The sequence below is a fragment of the Bradyrhizobium sp. AZCC 2262 genome (genome assembly GCF_036924535.1).
In the GTDB taxonomy this organism is placed as follows: Bacteria; Pseudomonadota; Alphaproteobacteria; order Rhizobiales; family Xanthobacteraceae; genus Bradyrhizobium.
Genome location: NZ_JAZHRT010000001.1, coordinates 6,666,365 through 6,684,413, shown reverse-complemented (window position 1 = coordinate 6,684,413; position 18,049 = coordinate 6,666,365). Strand labels below are relative to the sequence as shown.

General features: G+C 62.3%; 17 protein-coding genes and 1 pseudogene. 16 read left to right on the top strand and 2 right to left on the bottom strand.

From position 1 onward, the window contains the following. The first annotated feature begins 10 nt into the window (after positions 1-10). The 6 genes from V1283_RS31360 to V1283_RS31335 are packed head-to-tail and all read left to right on the top strand — an operon-like array spanning position 11 to position 6,340. Positions 11-931 carry an ABC transporter permease gene (locus tag V1283_RS31360; protein WP_334390495.1) on the top strand — a complete coding sequence of 307 codons (921 nt, stop codon included), beginning with the start codon at positions 11-13 and terminating at the stop codon, positions 929-931. Continuing rightward, entirely contained in the window at positions 921-1,784 is an 864-nt protein-coding gene (locus V1283_RS31355) for an ABC transporter permease (RefSeq protein ID WP_334390494.1), read from the top strand. Before V1283_RS31360 ends, V1283_RS31355 begins: the two co-directional genes overlap by 11 nt. Continuing rightward, positions 1,784-2,776 carry an ABC transporter ATP-binding protein gene (locus V1283_RS31350; RefSeq protein WP_334390493.1) on the top strand — a complete coding sequence of 331 codons (993 nt, stop codon included), beginning with the start codon at positions 1,784-1,786 and terminating at the stop codon, positions 2,774-2,776. Before V1283_RS31355 ends, V1283_RS31350 begins: the two co-directional genes overlap by 1 nt. Continuing rightward, positions 2,773-3,741, top strand: a complete 969-nt coding sequence (locus tag V1283_RS31345; RefSeq protein ID WP_334390492.1) for an ABC transporter ATP-binding protein — start codon at positions 2,773-2,775, stop codon at positions 3,739-3,741. Before V1283_RS31350 ends, V1283_RS31345 begins: the two co-directional genes overlap by 4 nt. Before the next feature lie 21 nt (positions 3,742-3,762). Further along, entirely contained in the window at positions 3,763-4,926 is a 1,164-nt protein-coding gene (locus V1283_RS31340) for an acyl-CoA dehydrogenase family protein (RefSeq protein WP_334390491.1), read from the top strand. Between the two features lie 28 nt (positions 4,927-4,954). Further along, entirely contained in the window at positions 4,955-6,340 is a 1,386-nt protein-coding gene (locus V1283_RS31335; RefSeq protein ID WP_334390490.1) for an LLM class flavin-dependent oxidoreductase, read from the top strand. Positions 6,341-6,394: 54 nt separating this feature from the next. Here the strand turns inward: V1283_RS31335 and V1283_RS31330 are convergent. Continuing rightward, a pseudogene (locus V1283_RS31330) lies at positions 6,395-6,977 on the bottom strand (IS3 family transposase); the annotation flags it as partial. 738 nt (positions 6,978-7,715) lie between these two features. Here V1283_RS31330 and V1283_RS31325 point away from each other — a divergent pair. The 10 genes from V1283_RS31325 (at position 7,716) to V1283_RS31280 (ending at position 17,089) form a co-directional block, all read left to right on the top strand. Next, complete coding sequence (locus V1283_RS31325) at positions 7,716-7,955, top strand: acyl carrier protein (RefSeq protein ID WP_334393241.1); 240 nt, start codon at positions 7,716-7,718, stop codon at positions 7,953-7,955. 337 nt (positions 7,956-8,292) lie between these two features. Beyond that, positions 8,293-9,723 (top strand): amidase, encoded by a 1,431-nt coding sequence (locus V1283_RS31320; RefSeq protein WP_334390489.1) that lies wholly within the window; start codon positions 8,293-8,295, stop codon positions 9,721-9,723. Beyond that, positions 9,720-11,159 carry an allophanate hydrolase gene (gene atzF / locus V1283_RS31315; protein ID WP_334390488.1) on the top strand — a complete coding sequence of 480 codons (1,440 nt, stop codon included), beginning with the start codon at positions 9,720-9,722 and terminating at the stop codon, positions 11,157-11,159. Before V1283_RS31320 ends, atzF begins: the two co-directional genes overlap by 4 nt. A 53-nt stretch (positions 11,160-11,212) precedes the next feature. Next, positions 11,213-12,142: an ABC transporter substrate-binding protein gene (locus V1283_RS31310; RefSeq protein ID WP_334390487.1), complete on the top strand. Its 930-nt coding sequence runs from the start codon at positions 11,213-11,215 to the stop codon at positions 12,140-12,142. Between the two features lie 16 nt (positions 12,143-12,158). Then, complete coding sequence (locus tag V1283_RS31305; RefSeq protein ID WP_334390486.1) at positions 12,159-12,956, top strand: ABC transporter ATP-binding protein; 798 nt, start codon at positions 12,159-12,161, stop codon at positions 12,954-12,956. Positions 12,957-12,960: 4 nt separating this feature from the next. Continuing rightward, complete coding sequence (locus V1283_RS31300) at positions 12,961-13,758, top strand: ABC transporter permease (RefSeq protein WP_334390485.1); 798 nt, start codon at positions 12,961-12,963, stop codon at positions 13,756-13,758. Positions 13,759-13,840: 82 nt separating this feature from the next. Continuing rightward, complete coding sequence (locus V1283_RS31295) at positions 13,841-14,128, top strand: gamma-butyrobetaine hydroxylase-like domain-containing protein (protein ID WP_334390484.1); 288 nt, start codon at positions 13,841-13,843, stop codon at positions 14,126-14,128. 9 nt (positions 14,129-14,137) lie between these two features. Then, positions 14,138-15,874: a fumarate reductase/succinate dehydrogenase flavoprotein subunit gene (locus V1283_RS31290; RefSeq protein ID WP_334390483.1), complete on the top strand. Its 1,737-nt coding sequence runs from the start codon at positions 14,138-14,140 to the stop codon at positions 15,872-15,874. A gap of 14 nt (positions 15,875-15,888) precedes the next feature. Next, the gene (locus V1283_RS31285) at positions 15,889-16,122 is read left to right on the top strand and encodes a 4Fe-4S dicluster domain-containing protein (RefSeq protein WP_334390482.1); all 234 of its coding nucleotides are present in this window, start codon (positions 15,889-15,891) and stop codon (positions 16,120-16,122) included. Between the two features lies 1 nt (position 16,123). Next, on the top strand, positions 16,124-17,089 hold the full coding sequence (locus tag V1283_RS31280) for a HEAT repeat domain-containing protein (RefSeq protein WP_334390481.1): 966 nt from the start codon (positions 16,124-16,126) through the stop codon (positions 17,087-17,089). Here the strand turns inward: V1283_RS31280 and V1283_RS31275 are convergent. Continuing rightward, positions 17,086-17,973 (bottom strand): DMT family transporter, encoded by an 888-nt coding sequence (locus V1283_RS31275; RefSeq protein ID WP_334390480.1) that lies wholly within the window; start codon positions 17,971-17,973, stop codon positions 17,086-17,088. The genes V1283_RS31280 and V1283_RS31275 overlap by 4 nt on opposite strands. Between the last annotated feature and the right edge of the window lie 76 nt (positions 17,974-18,049).

The window sequence follows — 18,049 nt, the reverse complement described above, 5'->3', positions numbered from 1 at the left end:
GGTGGTGACCATGGCTAGTTACGTGGTGCGTCGCCTGGGTGCGGGGCTGCTGACACTGCTCGTGATGACCATGATCATCTTCCTGTTGGTACGCTTGGTCGGCGATCCCGCGCATTTGATGCTGCCTCCTGAAGCCAGCGAAGCCGATCGCGAGCTGTTTCGCCAGCAGCTCGGGCTGTCTGATCCTGTTCCGGTGCAGTATGTCCGCTTTCTGCTCGGTCTTGCGCAGGGCGATTTTGGCCGTTCGTTCCGGTTCTCCGCGCCGGCTCTCCAGGTCGTTCTCATTCGGCTCGGTCCGAGTCTAATCCTCACCGGAGCGGCCTTGAGCTTCGCGGCGATTGTCGGAGTTTCGTTCGGTATCGTTTCTGCGGTGTGGCGCGGCGGGTTCGTCGATTATGCCGCACGGCTGTTTGCCGTTATCGGCCAGGCGGCGCCGCCGTTCTTGTTTGCGCTGCTGTTCATTCGCCTCTTTTCCGTGGAACTGCGCTGGCTCCCGACCAGCGGCTACGGAAAGCTGGCGCATCTGGTTCTCCCGACGCTGGCGCTTGGCTGGTATTCGGCCGCGGGGCTCATGCGCCTCACTCAGGTGAATCTGATCGAGGCGCTCGGGTCGGAATACGTCAAGATGGCGCGGGCCAAGGGTCTGCCGGAGCATGTGGTCCTGCTCAAGCATGCCTTGAAGAATGCGGCCCTGCCGATCATCACCTTTGCGGCCTCCCAGTTCGGGATCCTGCTCGGCGGAGCGGTGTCGATCGAGGCGGTGTTTGCCTGGCCCGGCCTTGGCAGCCTCATCGTCGAGTCGGTTTCGCAGCTCGACTACACGGTGGTCCAGGCTGCAGTCGTTGTATCGGTGATCCTCTTGATCGGCATCAACCTCGCGGTGGATATGCTCTACGCCGTGCTGGATCCGAGGATCCGCTATGGCCGTTGAATTGAGCATGGCCACGGCCGCGCCGCGCAATCGCTGGCGCCTCGCGCAAGCCGTTTATATGTATCAGGCGGTCGCCATCATCGTGCTGGTGTTGGGCGCGGCTATCCTTGCGCCACTGATCGTTCCTTACGATCCCAACGCCGTCGATCTCGCCAATGCGCTGAAGGCGCCGTCCGCCGACCATTGGTGGGGTACCGACCAGCTTGGCCGCGACGTGCTGAGCCGCGTCATTCAGGGCGGACGCATTTCCCTGTTCATCGCGTCTTGCGCCGTTCTGCTCGCGGGATTGGGCGGCGCGTTGCTCGGTCTGATCGCGGGCTATCGCGGCGCCTGGCTTGACGAGGCCACCATGCGCCTTGCCGAAATTCAGTATGCGCTGCCGCCGGTCATCCTGGCCATGGTGCTGGTGGGCGCGATCGGGCCGAACACGACAAACATCATCATCGTCATCACCCTGGCCAATTGGGCCCGCTTCGCACGGGTGATCCGCGCGGAGGCGCTCAGCCTCAAGCACCGCGACTTCGTCCTGCTGGCGAGGATTTCAGGCGCTTCAGCGTGGTGGATCGTGTTTCGGCACATCCTGCCCAATGCGCGCGCGACGCTGATCGTGCTGCTGACGCTCGATGTCGGCCTGATCATCATCCTGGAGGCGACACTGAGTTTTCTCGGCCTCGGCATCCGGCCACCGGATCCGTCCTGGGGCACGATGATCGCGGACGGTCGCGGCTATCTGGAGCGGGCGTGGTGGATATCGCTGTTCCCGGGCGCCGTATTGCTGCTGACGGTGCTCGCCTTCAACGCGCTGGGGGATACGCTGAGCGAGCGGGCCCGCGGTTCGAAGCGGGGGTTGTAATGGCCGGCGACGAAATCCTGTGCCTGGAACGCCTCACCATCGAGGTGGCGACCCCGACCGGGGCCGCGCGCGTGGTCGACGATGCGAGCCTTACCGTGAGGGCGGGGCGTACCCTCGGTATCGTCGGGGAATCGGGGTCAGGCAAGAGCATGATGTGTCTCTCGCTGCTTGGTCTGTTGCCGGTCGCCGCGCGCATTGTCTCGGGGGCGATCTGGTTCAAGGGTGAGAACCTTGCCTTGAAGTCGCGGAAGGAGATCGCGCGCTATCGTGGCCGCGGGATCGGGATCATCCTGCAGGATCACATGACCTCACTCAACCCCCTGTTCCGCATCGGCGACCAGATTGCGGAAGTCTTCAAGTATCATCACAGGATTGCCTCGCGCAGCGAGCGTTGGCGCCGCGCCGCCGAGATCATGCGACAGGTGCGCATTCCCGCCGCAGACCGGCGGATCCAAGCCTATCCGCATCAGTTTTCAGGCGGAATGCGTCAGCGCATTTCGGTCGCCATCAATATCGGCTGTGACCCGGATTTGTTGATCGCTGACGAGCCGACCACTGCGCTTGACGTAACGAGCCGCACCCAGATTCTCCAGCTCTTGCGCGACATCCAGCATAGCCGCGGCACCGCCGCGATCCTCGTCACCCACGATCTGCATGCGGTGGCGAGGTTTTGCGACGAAATCGCGGTGATGTATGCGGGCCGTGTGATCGAGCAAGGGCCGATGGCCGATGTGTTTGCGCGTCCGGCGCATCCTTACACGGCCGGATTGATCGCCGCGGTGCCCCGCATATCGCTGGACGAGCAGCGACTTGCCGTCATCCCCGGCCATCCACCGCGGCCGGGAGAGGTCGTCGAGGGCTGCGCGTTTGCACCGCGCTGCCCCAGGGCCTCTCAGCTCTGCACCGTGCAGGCACCCCAGACCCGCGAATTTGAGGGAGGGCGCTCGGCGGCATGCTGGCTACCGGACGGCGTGGTTGAGGCAGCGGCATGAACACGGCAACGCGTCTTCTCGAAGTCTCGGACATCTCCAAGACATACTCCGTGCGCTCGGGCCTGTTCTCCCGGTCGCGCACTCTCGCGGCGGTGACCGGAGTCTCCTTCACCGTCGAGACCGGGGGCACGTTCGGCCTGGTGGGTGAGTCCGGCTCCGGCAAGACCACCATCGCCAAACTCATCATGGGCGCGGAAGACGTGAGCGGAGGTGAAATTCGCATTGCCGGCCATGCCTTCGGCCGCCGTGCGTCGGATGCCGCGAACGCGTGGCGCCATCGCTTCCTGCAGGCTGTGCTGCAGGATCCCTATGGCGCGCTCGATCCCACCATGCGCATCGGCCGTATTGTCGACGAGCCGATTCGTATCCAGGCCCCGCTGGACGGCGAGGGAGCCTACGCGCAACGCGTGGCGGACCTGCTCGAACAGGTGGGATTGCCGACGGAATTTGCCGACCGTCTGCCGCATGAATTGTCCGGTGGCCAGCGTCAGCGGGTGGCCGTTGCCCGCGCGCTTTCGCTCGACCCACGCCTCGTTCTGCTGGATGAGCCGGTCTCGGCACTGGACGTATCGATCCAGGCGCAGGTGCTCAACCTGCTCAAGGATCTGCAGAAGCGCCACCACCTGACCTATCTGCTCATTTCGCATGACCTCGCGGTCGTGGCATACATGAGTACGCAGATCGGCGTGCTCTACCTCGGCCGGTTCATGGAAATCGGCACGAAGCGCGCGGTGATCGGCCGTCCCGCGCATCCCTATACGCAGGCGCTGATGGCCGCCGTCGAACCCGCAGGCGCTGCGCCCGAAACGAACGACGTCGAAATTCCGTCGCCGCTCGATCCGCCCGGCGGATGCCCGTTCCATCCGCGCTGCTTGCGGGCCGAAGCATGCTGCACGTCGCAGATGCCGGCGCTGCGTCGTCTTGGAGACGATCATTTCGTCGCCTGTCATTTCCCAACGACCTGAAGAGATTTCACGGAGGACTTCATGCTCGACCCGCAGATCGTGCTTGCCAGCGACGTCGTCCGAGATCTCGATCATCTTACCGTGACCGAGTTTCGGACGCGCGCCGCCGCTCACGAGCGCGACGGCACATTGCCGCTCGACAACCTGCGCCAGATCCATGACCTCGGGCTTCTGCACACGACGGTGACGCGCGGCCGGGGTGGTCTTGGCGGCAGTCTGAGAGGGGAGGACCCGGCCCTGTTCCTGCAATTGCTGCGGACCATCTGCCACGGCGACGCCTCGACCGGTCATTGCTTTCAGGTGCACAACCACGCTTTCTGGCTGTTGGAGGAGTTGGCGACGCCGGAGCAGGTGGAGCGCTTTGTCCGGCCGCTCGCCGCGCGCTTCAGCCTGCTCGCCACGGTAGGCAGCGAGCCGGGACGCGTGAACATGTACAAGTTCAACACCAAGGTGCGCCGGGTGGACGGCGGGTGGCGCGTCAACGGTCTCAAGAACTTTGCGACCAACGGGCCGCATGCCGACCTCATCGTTACCTTTGTGGCGATCGACGGCATCGAGGATCACTTCCAGAACCATCTGATGCTGCTGATCGAGCCGACGATGAAGGGGGTCACCATCACGGACGATTGGTACCGCCCGAACGGCATGCGCGCCGCGCGTAGTTCCGTCGTCACGCTCGATGACGTGTTCGTTCCGGACCTGCACGTGCTTGGCGCGCCGGGCGATTATCCCCGCGGGCGCTGGCAGGGGCGCTTCCATCTCGGCTTCGCTGCGAACTATCTCGGCACCACCGAGGGCCTTTATACCTGGTATCTCGATCATATCCGTGCGCGCGGGCGAGCCGGCGATGCGATCACCCAGCTTCGGATTGGCGAGATGCGCGTGGCACTCGACGCCGCGCGTGCTCTGTTCAATCAGGCGATCTCGGCCTGGAATAGCGAGAGTGTCGTCGAGGCCGAGCTCATATCCATGAGTGCCAAATCGGCCGCGGCGCACGCGGCTTTCAAACTCTCCCATGCGGTCATCCTTGGAGCAGGAGCGACGGCGCAGTTCGATGAATACCCGATGAGCCGCTACATCCGCGATCTCGAAACCCATGTCATTCATGCCGGCCACGATCGAACGGCCCAGATTCTCGGGCAGGCGGCGTTAGGCGAGGTATTCGACTCGACACTGCAACGCTGAACGCCGCTGCCTCATACAGGACCTGTCCATGACCAAAGATATCCGCTTGAACGCATTTGTCGGCAACAGTCCGGTCCATCTCTCCCCCGGGCTTTGGGCACATCCGCGCAACCGCGCACTCGAATACAAGGACCTCAACTATTGGGTCGAGCTCGCTAAGGTTCTGGAGCGCGGCAAGTTCGACGCCCTGTTCGTCGCCGATGGCATCGGCGTGTACGACGTCTTTCACGGTTCGGCCGACAGCTCGATTCGCAGCGGCGCTCAGGTGCCTAAACATGACCCGTTGATGGCGGTCTCCGCCATGGCGCACGTCACGAAGCATCTCGGCTTTGGCATCACCGCGAGCACATCTCATGAGATTCCCGCGGTGCTCGCGCGACGCTTTTCGTCGCTTGACCACCTCACGAAAGGAAGAATCGGCTGGAACGTGGTCACCGGCTTCACCGATAGCAGCGCCAAAGCACTGGGTCATGACAGTGTACTCCCCCATGATACCCGCTACGATCGTGCCGACGAATTTCTCGAAGCCACCTATAAGCTCTGGGAAGGAAGCTGGCAGGAAGGGGCTGTGATACGCGACCGGGCGAGCGGGGTGTTCGCCGATCCGACCAAAGTGCGACGTGTGCGACACAAGGGTGAATACTTTCAGCTCGACACCATTCATCTGACCGAGCCTTCGCCCCAGCGCACGCCATTCCTTTTCCAGGCGGGATTATCGAAGCGCGGGCGAGACTTCGCCGCGCAGCATGCGGAAGCCGTGTTGCTGAGCGGTCCCAGCAAGGCGACGATCGGGCCGGCCGTCCGCGACATGCGGGAGCGCGCGGTTCGGTTCGGGCGCGATCCGCACGACATCATCTTCTTTTCGCTTGCGACCGTCATTGTCGGGCGTACGCGCGAAGAGGCGAATGCCAAACTCGACGAATATCGGTCCTATGTCGATCCTGAGGGAGCGCTTGCGCTGTTCTCGGGATGGACGGGCATCGATTTCTCCCAATTCGAGTTGGGAGCTCCGCTTCTGGCCGAAACGAAGGACAACGCGGTCCATTCGATGATCGATTCCTTCACCAGCGCGGATCCGACGCGTGTCTGGACGTTGCAGGAGGTTGTCGAACACAACGGGATCGGCGGCCGTGGCCCGCTCCTCGTCGGGTCCCCGACCGATATCGCCGACGCGTTGCAGTCCTGGGGGGAGGAGACCGGTGTGGACGGGTTCAACCTCAGTTACGCCGTGATGCCCGAAACCTATATCGATTTTGTCGATCTTGTGGTTCCCGAACTGCAGCGCCGCGGCGTCTATAAGAAGGATTATGCGCCGGGTACGCTTCGCACGAAGCTTCATGGTCAGGATGCCTTGAAAGTGAGCCATCCTGGCGCGGCGTTCCGCAGCTTCGGGGAGATCGACCCGGCGGCCTGAACTTCGCGCCGCGCCCGCGCCAAGGCACAGCTCGCGGCAAGCCGCTTGCTACGAGGCTTCGGCCAGGCGCTCGGTGTATTTGATCGAGACGTATTGGCTGCCCCCTGTCGCTGTGATGCACGAGCCCGGCGCGATGGACCGGCCGTCGATCACGCAGCGCTTGCTCCAGCGCATCGAGCACGAAGCCCGCATGCGCCGTGCGCGAGGCCCGCCAGCCCACGATCCTGCGGGCATAGGCGTCGATGACGAAGGCGACGTAAACGAAGCCGGTCCAGGTTGCGACATAGCTGAAGTCGGAGAGCCAGAGAACGTTCGGCCTCGGCGCCTTGAACTGGCGGTTGACATGATCCCGCGGGCACGGCGCTGCCTTGTCGCTGACCGTGGTCTTGATGGGCTTGCCGCGGATAACCCCTTGCAAACCCATGTCCCGCATCAGCCGCGCCACCGTGCAACGGGCAACATCGAAGCCCTCGCGCTTGAGCTGCCGCCAGACCTTGCGCACGCCATAGACGGAGAAGTTCTGATCGAAGACGCGCCGGACCTCGATCTGCAGGGCGGCGTCCTGCCTGGCGCGTGCCGACAGCCTGGCAGGATCGCGCCGCTTGGCGACATGGGCGTGGTAGATCGAGGGGGCGACTCGTCTGCTCGACCTAAGGAGTAAGGAGTTCTGGTGTTAGCTTCGATGTTGGAACGAATCTATCGCTTCGCTTTCCTCCAAGAAGTCGACGGGTCCGGCAATACGATGGAAGTTCTGACGTATTAGCAGATGGATTTCCGTAATATTGACGCATGGCCGGATCGCTGGGACCGAAGCGAGAACTCTGACTTTGGGGCGCTCGAAGAACGATGGGTGACGTCCGACTGAGTGAGTCGGTGCGGATGCACGCGATTGGTGCAGATGCCGCCGAAATGCTCAATGCGCCGGCTCCCATTGACAATAGAAGATATCTGAACTCGGAGAACCGCCTTCTCTTTCTGATTGCAAAAACGGAATGGAAGATTGGGGGCCGCGATACGCTACGGCCGTTCTAAGCCAAACGGGCGTAAGAATGCGGAACCCCGGGTCCATAAAGGTGGTGCGTGAGGCTCCGGTGGGGCTACACCTGCCGATTATTCCCAGCGCGGACGGAGCTCGACATTCCCGGGTAAACGACGGCTTCGCCATTGAGACCTTCATCCTTCCGTTGGAAGCAGCGCGTCAGAAGGCTCGTGAAATCCTAAATCGAACCACAACGAACGGCCATCTCGAAGTCGTCGAAAGCTGGCGACAGCTTTCGGATGGAAAAATCGAATTTGCGACCCGTCTTTGGCCGACGGCGGATTAGACAAGGCGCAATTTCTCGATGATGTGACATTCAATCATGGAGTGCTGGAAATGCTCGATGTCGCCGAACGCATCAAGGCAATTGTTACTGAGCAGCTTGCAGTTGATCCGGATGCAGTGATCGAAGCTGCAAGTTTCATGGAGGATCTGGGCGCCGATAGTTTTGATATGGTCGAGCTGGCAATCAAATTCGAACGAGAGTTTGGCTTTGACATCTCTGACGAAGCCAAAGAGTTCCTCCTCACGGTTGGAGATGCCGTCAAGTTTCTCGAAACGAATGCGTTTACCTGATCGATAGCCGCTGGACGAGCCATCTCGGCCGGCATCGTCAAACCGTGGACCAGCCGCGCGCCGTGCTTGACGCGGCTGGTTTCGTGCCCACGTCCGCGCTGATTACTCTACCGCGCGACCTTGGGTCCGCCAAGGCCGGCGCCTGCTCGGATAGGACTTCGCTGCTGCATTTCAGTTCTGTAGATTTTCATTCCGACGATACGCCAGCCGGCATGCCGTATTTTACGTAGTTGATGCAGGGTAGCCGCGCCGCAATTAATTGCTGCAGCATGCAAGCGGGAACGCTTAGCCATCAAGTATTCGGCAGATGATCTGCCGATATGACGAGGTGGCTTGCATGTCGGTCCAAGGTGCTCTCCGCAATTCGACGTCACAACCGGGCAGGCCGGATGACATTGCCGGCCTCTCCGCCGTCGGTCTGGTCGAGCAATATCGGGCAAAATCCGTCTCCCCGCTTGAGGCAACACAGGCTGTGCTCGATCGCATCGAGCGCCTCGACCGGCATGTCAATGCGTTCGCTTTGCTGGATGCCGAATCTGCGCTGGCATCGGCGCGGGAGTCGGAAACGCGCTGGCAGCGCGGCGAGCCGCTCAGCCCCATCGATGGTGTACCGGTTGCGCTCAAGGATCTTATCCTGGCCAAAGGCTGGCCGACGCTCCGGGGGAGCCGCGCTGTCGATCCGGCCCAGGACTGGAACGAGGACTCTCCCGCCACCGCTCGCCTGCGCGAACAGGGTGCGGTGCTGCTGGGAAAGACCACCACCTCGGAATTCGGCTGGAAAGGTCTTGGCGACAGTCCGTTGACCGGGGTTACGCGGAATCCCTGGAATTTGGCTCACACCCCCGGCGGCAGCAGCGGCGGATCTGCGGCCGCTACGGCGCTCGGATTCGGACCGCTTCATGTTGCGACCGATGGCGGCGGATCGACCCGGCTTCCCGCGGCGCATAGCGGCGTTTTCGGATTCAAGCCGACCTTCGGCCGCGTTCCCGTCTATCCGCCGTCGCAGAACGGCACGCTTTTCCACGTCACGCCGATGACCCGCACGGTGGACGACGCGGCGCTGCTGTTCGATGCGATCGCGCGTCCCGATTTGCGCGACTGGAATGCGCTGCCGGCCCAGGAGATGTCCTGGCGAGCGAAGGTCGGCGTCAAGGGGCTTCGTATCGCATTCAGCCCGACGCTCGGTTACGCGGAAGTCGATCCGGAGATCGAGCGGATCGTCAGCGACGCCGCCCAGACGCTCGCGGGGCTGGGTGCGATCGTGGAGCGTGTCGATCCCGGTATCGAGGACCCCTTCGACATCTTTCAAACGTTCTGGTTCGCCGGCGCGGCCAAGCTGGTGGCATCGTTCGATCCCGGTCGTCGCGCCTTGATCGAGCCGGGGCTGCAGGAGGTCGCGGAGAAGGGCCGATCGATTGATGTCATCACCTATCTGCAGGCGGTCGATCGCCGCGAGGCACTGGGGCGGCACTTTAGCCGGTTCCACGAGAAGTGGGACCTGCTGCTCACGCCAACGACCGCGCATCCGGCCTCGGCTATCGCCGCCTCGGATGCCGATCTTGTGGTGCGGCCGATCCGCTCACCTTTCACCTATCCATTCAACCTGACGCAACAGCCGGCGGCCTCGGTGCCCGCCGGGCTGACGGCCGAAGGGCTGCCCGTCGGTCTGCAAATCATCGGCGCGAAGTTTGCCGATGCGACCGTCCTGCGTGCGGCGCGGGCGTTCGAGCAGGCCCGTCCATTCGCTCGTCCGAAAGATCCGGCATGACCACGCAGGCCGGGAGCATTGACCTCGAACTTCCGCAACTGGCGGCGGCCTATGCACGCGGCAGCGTCACGCCGTCGAGCGTCGTCGAGCATATCCTTCAGGAGATCGCGAGCCGTGGCGCCGATGGCGTCTGGATCAGCGTCGTTCCGCGTGAGGAGGCGCTTGCGCGTGCAGGGCAACTCGAGGCGTTGCCGGGGCGCGACCGTGAAGCGCTTCCGCTGTGGGGAATTCCCTTCAGCGTCAAGGACTGCATCGACACGGTGGGCTTGCCGACGACCTCTGCCTGTCCGGCATTTTCCTATTCGCCCGCGAAGAACAATCCGGCGGTCGAACGGCTGCTGGCGGCAGGCGCGATCCTGATCGGAAAGACCAATATGGATCAGTTCGCGACCGGGCTCGTCGGTGTGCGTTCGCCCTATGGCGTTGCGCGCAATCCGTTCGATGCCGCCTATATTCCCGGCGGCTCCAGTTCCGGTGCGGCGATATCGGTTGCCGCGGGACTGGTCAGCTTTGCGCTGGCCACCGACTGCGGTGGTTCCGGGCGGGTGCCGGCCGCTTTCAACAACGTCGTCGGCCTGAAGCCGACCCGCGGACTGATCAGTGGGATCGGTTCGGTATCGGCCTGCCGTTCGATCGAGACGCTCTCGCTCTTCGCCTTGACCGTAGGTGATGCGCAAGCCGCGTTCGAGGTTGCGCATGCGTTCGACGAGAACGATCCATTCTCGCGGCCAGACGCACTGGCGCCAAGCCGCCCGTTGCCGGCCAAATTCAACTTCGGCGTTCCCGGCGCGCGATGGCTGGATTTCTTCGGCAATTCGGACGCGGCCGCGCTGTTCGCGCTGGCAGTCGAGCGGCTGGAAAGTCTCGGCGGACGCAAGATCGAGGTCGATTACACGCCATTCGAGGAGATCAATGATCTCCTGTTCAAGGGCCCCTGGCTGGCGGAGCGCTATGGCGCCCTGCAGCGCATCGTCGACGAACAGCCCGACGCGCTGTTTCCCATTACGCGTGACATTCTCGTAGGCGGCAGAAGCATTTCCGGAGCCGAGGTCTACGCCGCACAGCAGCGGCTCAACATTCTGAAGCGGCAAGTTGCGAAACTCTGGGATGAGATCGACATCCTTGCGGTTCCGACCACCGGAACGATTTATCGCATCGACGAGGTTGAGGCCGATCCGATCACCCTCAATGCCAGGATCGGGACTTATACCAACTTCGTCAATCTGGCCGACCTTTCAGCGGTCGCGGTTCCCAGCGGCTTCCTGCCCAACGGCCTGCCGCAGGGCATCACATTGATCGCGCCGGCGCTTGCCGATCGTCATGCCGCTGCAGTTGCCGACCGGTTTCACCGTGCAGGCGGCTTGCCGTTCGGTGCACGTCACTTGCCGGCGGCCCGTCCCAATCATGTCAAACAACGCGAGGAGGTTTTATCGTGAAGTCCATTGCTGCTGTTGTCGGTCGAAGAGGGTTTGCGCGGACAGCGGGGGCGATGGCGTTCGCAGCCGTCACGGCGATGGCGGCTACGCCGTCGCGCGCCCAGGACATCACCATCGGGGAAGGCATCGCGCTCGGTTGGGGGCAGTTCTTTGTCGCGGATCACGACAAGACCTGGGAAAAGCAGGGGTTGCTCCCGAAAGTATCGACATTCGCGAGCGGCCGGCTGGTGCTGGATGCGCTGGTCGGCGGCGGGGTCGTGATCGGTACCGCAGCCGAGACACCCGTGGTGTTCGCCACCCTCAACGGATTGCCGGTACGCATCATCGCCACGATGAACCGGCATGAGCCGTTCGATCTCGTCGCCATCAAGGACATCAAGACCAACAAGGACATCAAGGGGCGGCGCATCGGTTATTCGCAAGGTACCAATGCGCATCTCTATCTGTCCAAATTGCTCAAGCAGGAAGGTCTGTCGTGGTCGGACATTACCGCGGTCAGCCTCAACCCCGGCGATTTCGTGAGCAGTCTTGCGGGCGGCGCGATCGATGGCTTCATCTGGACCGAGCCGCATCTGTCGCAAGCGGTCGGGCAGGCGCCGGACAAGTTCCACATCATTCGCGCGGAAGGTCTCTACAACACCTTTTCGAGCGTCATTACCCTGCAATCCACCATCGACAGCAAGCCGGATCTGCTGGTCAAGGCACTGAAGGCGTTGATCGAGGCGGATGACAACATCAAGCGCGATCCCGATGCCGCTGCGACGCTGACGGCCGCGCGCATCAAGCTCGATCCCACGATTGCGAAGGCGTTCTGGAAGCGGACCAGTTTCAAGTTCGATCTCGACAAGCCGGCGCTGGTTTCGCAGCTCGAAGAACAGGCGAAATGGGCGCTTGATAGCAAGCTGGTGCGGCCCGACGCCAGGATCCCGGACTTCAATACGGTCGTTGTGACGTCGGTGCTCGACAAGGCACGCAGGGAATAGCGATGGAGTGGCTCTTATGAACGCAAGGGTAGAAATCTCGCCGCAGGCCGCTGTCGACCGACCGCTGATCAATTGCGTCGATCTCGGCCACGTCTATGATTCCGGACGTGGCCGTACGACGGCCCTCGGCAACGTCTCGCTCGCCATCGACCGCGGCGAATTTGTCTGCGTGCTCGGCCCGAGCGGATGCGGCAAGACCACGCTCTTGAATATCCTTGCCGGTTTCGTCGTGCCCTCGCACGGCGACATCAAGGTCGATGGCAGCGCGATCGAAGGTCCAAGTGCCGAACGCGGCGTCGTGTTCCAGGACTATTCGTTGTTTCCGTGGCTGACGGCGCAGGGCAATGTGGAGTTCGGATTGCGGATGGCAGGGCGAGCGGCGAGGGAACGCGTCGAGGTCGCGCGCGATCTGCTCCGGCTCGTCGGCCTGCCCGAGGCCGGCACGAAATACCCGTTCGAACTGTCGGGAGGCATGAAGCAGCGGGTCGCCATTGCGCGAGCGCTGGCCACCCGTCCTTCGCTGTTGCTGATGGACGAGCCGTTTGCGGCGCTGGACGCCATGACGCGAAGCTCCCTGCAGGCCAGGCTGATCGATATCCACAAACAGGAGCAGCCAACCATCCTGTTCGTGACCCATAACATTGGAGAAGCGTTATTTCTCGCCAGCCGTCTGATCGTGATGTCGGCCAATCCGGGACGCGTCATCGAGGACATCAGAGTGGATTTGCCGCAACCGCGGCGGCGCACCTCGCCCCGCTTCAATGAACTGTACGAGCATCTTGAGCGGACCATTGGGCTTGAGACCGCGGAATAGAGACATGGCCATTCGCCCCAGCCGCAATACCATCGCCGGCATCATCGGCACGCTCGCCTTCTTTGGCGCCTGGGAGGCACTCAGCCGAAGTGGGCTGGTCAACAACGTGATGCTGCCTGCGCCCAGCACGATCGTGCAATCCGGCTGGTCGCTGATTATTGACGGCGAACTGCCGCGTCACCTCGGCGCCAGCCTGTTGCGGGCGGCGGTCGGATTTGTTGCCGGATCAGTGCTTGCTGTACTGGTCGGGGTCGCGATGGCGCAATTGCCGCTGTTGCACGGAACCATCAATCCGCTCGTACAGATGTTCCGGGCGGTGCCGTCGCTTGCCTTCGTGCCGCTCGCAATCTTCTGGTTCGGCATCGGGGAGGCATCGAAGATTTTTCTGATTGCCTGGGGCGTGTTCTTTCCGGTCTGGGTAAACACCTATATCGGCGTGCGCGATACCAGCCCGCTGCTGGGGCGGGCCGCCGCCAGCCTGGGCGCGCGTGGCTGGCGCAATTTTGCCTATGTCGTCATTCCCGGCGCGTTGCCCTTCATCATCGCCGGGCTTCGGGTCAGTCTTTCGGTTGCGCTGGTCGTGCTGGTTGCGGCGGAACTGGCCGGCGCCGCGTTTGGCGTCGGCTACCTGATCCAGATGTCGCAACAGGTGTTTCGCGTCGATCAGATGTTCGTCGGCCTGATCGTTCTCGGGGCCATGGGATTTTCGGCCGATCTGCTGTTCGAGCGCGCGGTGCGCTGGTTGTTGCCCTGGTACGGCGCCGAGCGGGCAGGGCAGCGCGATCACGCTCGTTCGACCTGAGGAACCTGGCGCGAAAGCAATTTATTGCGGGCTGCAATCGCCCGAACCGGCCTAAAGAGTTGGCCGACAATGCGAGGTGAACGTGCAACCAACCAACATCGAGATACGCGAACAATCCACGGTGCTCGCGCTGACCTGGCCGGATTGCGGAACCCGGCTGCTCGAAGCGGAGACACTACGCCGGGCCAGCCGTGCGGCCAGCGAAATTCGCCGGCAGGTCGACGGCATTGAGCTGGTGATTCCGCCCGGGCTTCATGTTTCCGCAGTCGAGCCGATCGGGAATTACGCCCTGCGCCTGTCGTTTTCGGACGGGCATGATCGGGGCATCTATCCCTGGTCCTATTTGCGCGAACTCGCCGGGCAGCATTGAGGTCACGCCATGGATGAGATCAAGGCTGGCATAACGGAAATCACTTGCGACGTCCTCGTGATCGGCGGCGGAACCGCCGGGCCGATGGCTGCCTACAAGGCCAAGCGCAACAATCCCGCCGCGCGCGTGGTGCTTCTCGAAAAAGCCAACGTCAAGCGCTCCGGCGCCATCGCGATGGGCATGGACGGGCTCAACAACGCCGTTGTTCCCGGCTACGCCACGCCCGAGCAATACACCAAGGAAATCACGATCGCCAATGACGGCATCTGCGATCAGGCGCCGGTCTACAAATATGCGTCACGCTGCTTTGATATCATCCAGGAACTCGATCGCTTTGGCATCAAGTTCCAGAAAAACGAAAACGGCGATTTCGACGTCAAGAAGGTCCATCACCTCGGCTCTTACGTGCTGCCAATGCCGAATGGAGATACCGTCAAGAAGGCGCTGTACCGCCAGCTTCGCCGCGAGAAGGTCCTGATCTCCAATCGGTATATGGCCACGCGCCTGCTGACCGGACGGGATGGGCAGATCGCGGGTGCGATCGCCGTCAACACGCGCAGTGCGGAGTTCCTCGTGCTACGCGCAAAAACCGTGATCCTGTGTGCCGGCGCAGCGGGCCGTCTTGGTCTGCCGCAATCCGGCTATCTCTGGGGCACCTACGAGAACGCCACCAATTCCGGTGACGGGTATGCGATGGCCTACCATGCCGGGGCAGGGCTCGCGAATCTCGAGTGCTATCAGATCAATCCCCTGATCAAGGATTACAACGGCCCCGCCTGCGCCTATGTGGCCGGTCCGTTCGGCGCCTATACCGCCAACAGCGAGGGCAACCGGTTCATCGAATGCGACTATTGGTCGGGCCAGATGATGCAGGAGTTCTACAATGAACTGCAATCCGGCAAGGGCCCGGTGTTCCTGAAGCTCAACCATCTGCACAGCGACACCGTCTCCAAAATCGAGGCGGTGCTGCACAATGTCGAGCGGCCGTCGCGTGGCCGGTTTCACGACAATCGCGGCACCAACTACCGCGAGCGCATGATCGAAATGCATATTTCTGAGATCGGGTTTTGCTCCGGCCACAGCGCATCCGGCGTCTATGTCGATGAGTTCGCGCGTACTACGGTCCAGGGCCTTTACGCCGCGGGCGATATGGCAAGCGTGCCGCACAATTATATGCTGGGCGCCTTCACGAACGGCGCGGTGGCGGGAGAGCACGCGGCGGAATTCGCCGAAAATACCGATCTCCCCGACTATGACCCCGCCGACGTTGCCCGCGAGCAGGCGCGCGTGCTGGCGCCGACACGGCGGGAGGACGGAATTCCACCGAACCAGCTCGAATACAAGACCCGGCGTTTCGTAAACGATTATCTTCAGCCGCCAAAGGTCACGGCGAAGATGAAGATTGGACAGGCGCGTTTTGCGGAAATCCGCGAAGATGTGGAAAGCGCCATGGTGGTGCGCGATTCGCACGAGTTGATGCGATCGCTGGAGGTCACCTCGATTCTGGACTGCGCCGATATGGCGGCTTTCGCTTCGCTGTTCCGCACCGAGAGCCGCTGGGGGCTCTATCATCACCGTGTCGAATATCCCCAGAAGAACGATGACGAATGGTTCTGCCACAGCATCCTGCGCAAGCAGGACGGACAGATGACTGCTGAGAAGCGGCCGGTCGCACCCTACGTTGTCCCGATCGAAGAATCCGAGCGCTCCGCCTACGACCGCCAACGCATCCGCCAGCACGCCTGAGACACGGATAGCCCATGCCGATCGCCCACACCCCCACCACCGTCCCGGTCATTGTCGACGAGGCCAAATGCATCGCCGACAAGGGATGCACCGTCTGCGTCGAGGTATGCCCCCTCGATGTGCTCCGGATCAGCGACCTGACCGGCAAAGCCTATATGAAGTATGACGAGTGCTGGTATTGCATGCCGTGCGAGACCGACTGCCCGACCGGTGCCGTTACCGTCAACATTCCCTATCTGTTGCGTTGATATGGGCGCGTTCGAACCATTCGAGGCGTTCGGCGACCTCGACGAGATTTCCGAACGGCTGGAGAGCCCGGATCCGTCGGTGCGGCGGCTTGCGGTCATCGACCTCGTGGAGACCTCGAGCGGCGAGGCCATCCCGCTGCTGGTGCGGACGGCGGGCGACCCGTCCGCCGAGGTAAGGTTGCAAGTCGCGCGGGCGTTGGGCGAATTTGACGGCGTTGATGTGGCCAAGGCGTTGGTCGGTGCGCTGACCGATTCCGAGAAGGATGTCGCAAAGGCCGCCGGTGACAGTCTCGCAGAGCTTCGCGATTCCGCAGCCAGCGTCGTGTTGCTTCCTTTGGTGACGCATTCATCGGCTTTCGTGCGCGCCGCGGTCTTTCGCGCGCTCAAGGCGCTGCAGGTCAGCGCGTCGCTCGGGCCGGCCGTTATCGCACTCGGCGACGCCGATACCGCCGTGCGCGTGCAAGCGGTCGGCGTGATCGGCTATCTGAAGAAGACGGAAACGCTGCCCTCGTTGATCCATGCGACCAGGGACGAGGACGCCGACGTCAGGCTTGCAGGCATCAATGCGCTGTCCTTTGCACGCAATGAGGTGGCGGCACAGGCGGCCGCGGATGCGCTAGCGGACGGCGAATGGCAGGTAAGGGCGGTGGCGGCCGAGACCATCGGTCGGATCGGTCAGATTTCGGCGACGGCGGCGCTAACCCATTCGCTGGCTGATAGCTATTGGCAGGTTCGGCAGAAGGCGCTGCAGAGCCTGGGCAAGCTCCGCGCCCGCACCGCTGTGGTGGCGATCATTCCATTTCTTGAAGATGCTCTTCCCTCATTGCGCAAGGACGCTGCCGCGGCGCTCGGCGATATTGCCGATCCAAGAGCCCGTGACGCGCTTGCCGCATGCGCGCAGGACGAAGATCCGGATGTTCGCAAGACCGTGATCTGGGCGCTGGGACAGATCGAGACGCGCAACTAGAGCGTTTTCGAGCGAAGTCCTGACCGTGCAGAAAGAAAATCGAGCTTTGCGAAGGTTAGTGAGGAAAGTACGACGATCGCAGCTCCAATCACCGTTTGCGCGCCTTGACGCGTTCCATAGATATAGTGCTCTCCAATCATGGTAATGATTGGCACAAAGTAGAATAATACGCCGATTTTCGCGGCTTGATGTTGTGCCAACATGTATAGCAACAGCACATTTGCACCAACAGAGACGACCAAGATCATCCAGGTGGCAGAGACTACGAAGCTGGTGTTCAGTGTGGCCTCCCAATCCGTCACCGTCAGGACCGAACCGAAGATCAGGGCGGAGCCGAGATACTGCCATAAGATGGAACGGGCGATGTCGACGCCGATGCGTTTCTGCAACGCAGTTCCTGCGGTAATCGCCACAAGCGCAACTGCCCCGAAAGCAAGCGCTAGAAGCGAGCCGTCGCCCAGTTCTCGTGTACCGACAACCGCCAGCACCAATCCGAAGAACCCTGCAAACAGGAGCGCCTTGCCCGCCCATGACGTCTTTTCCCGAGCCACCCAGGGCATCAACAAGGGCTGAGCGCCAAGGATGATCGTGAGCGTGCCGGGTGACAGTCCATGGGCCATCGCCAGGAAGTAGGCGCCTTGATAGCCTGCCTGTAAGAGCAGACCAACTCCGACAGCCCAAAGAATGGCCCTGGGAGGTAATTTCAAGGCAGCGCGGAAGTCGGATCGGAACCAGATAGCCCAGACAATCGTGAGAACAATCATCGCCCCGATCGAGCGGATGGCGAGGAACGTCCAGACGGACGAACTCATCAGGCCGAGCTTTACGAAGATGGCGCCACTGCTCCACATGGACAGAAAGAGCAGTGCCGCCACGGCGTTCATTGAAAGATGCCTATGTAGCTGGCCGCGCTCGACCGCAGAGCCGAGCGCGAATCGGTCCGTGGATGAGTTTTCAGAA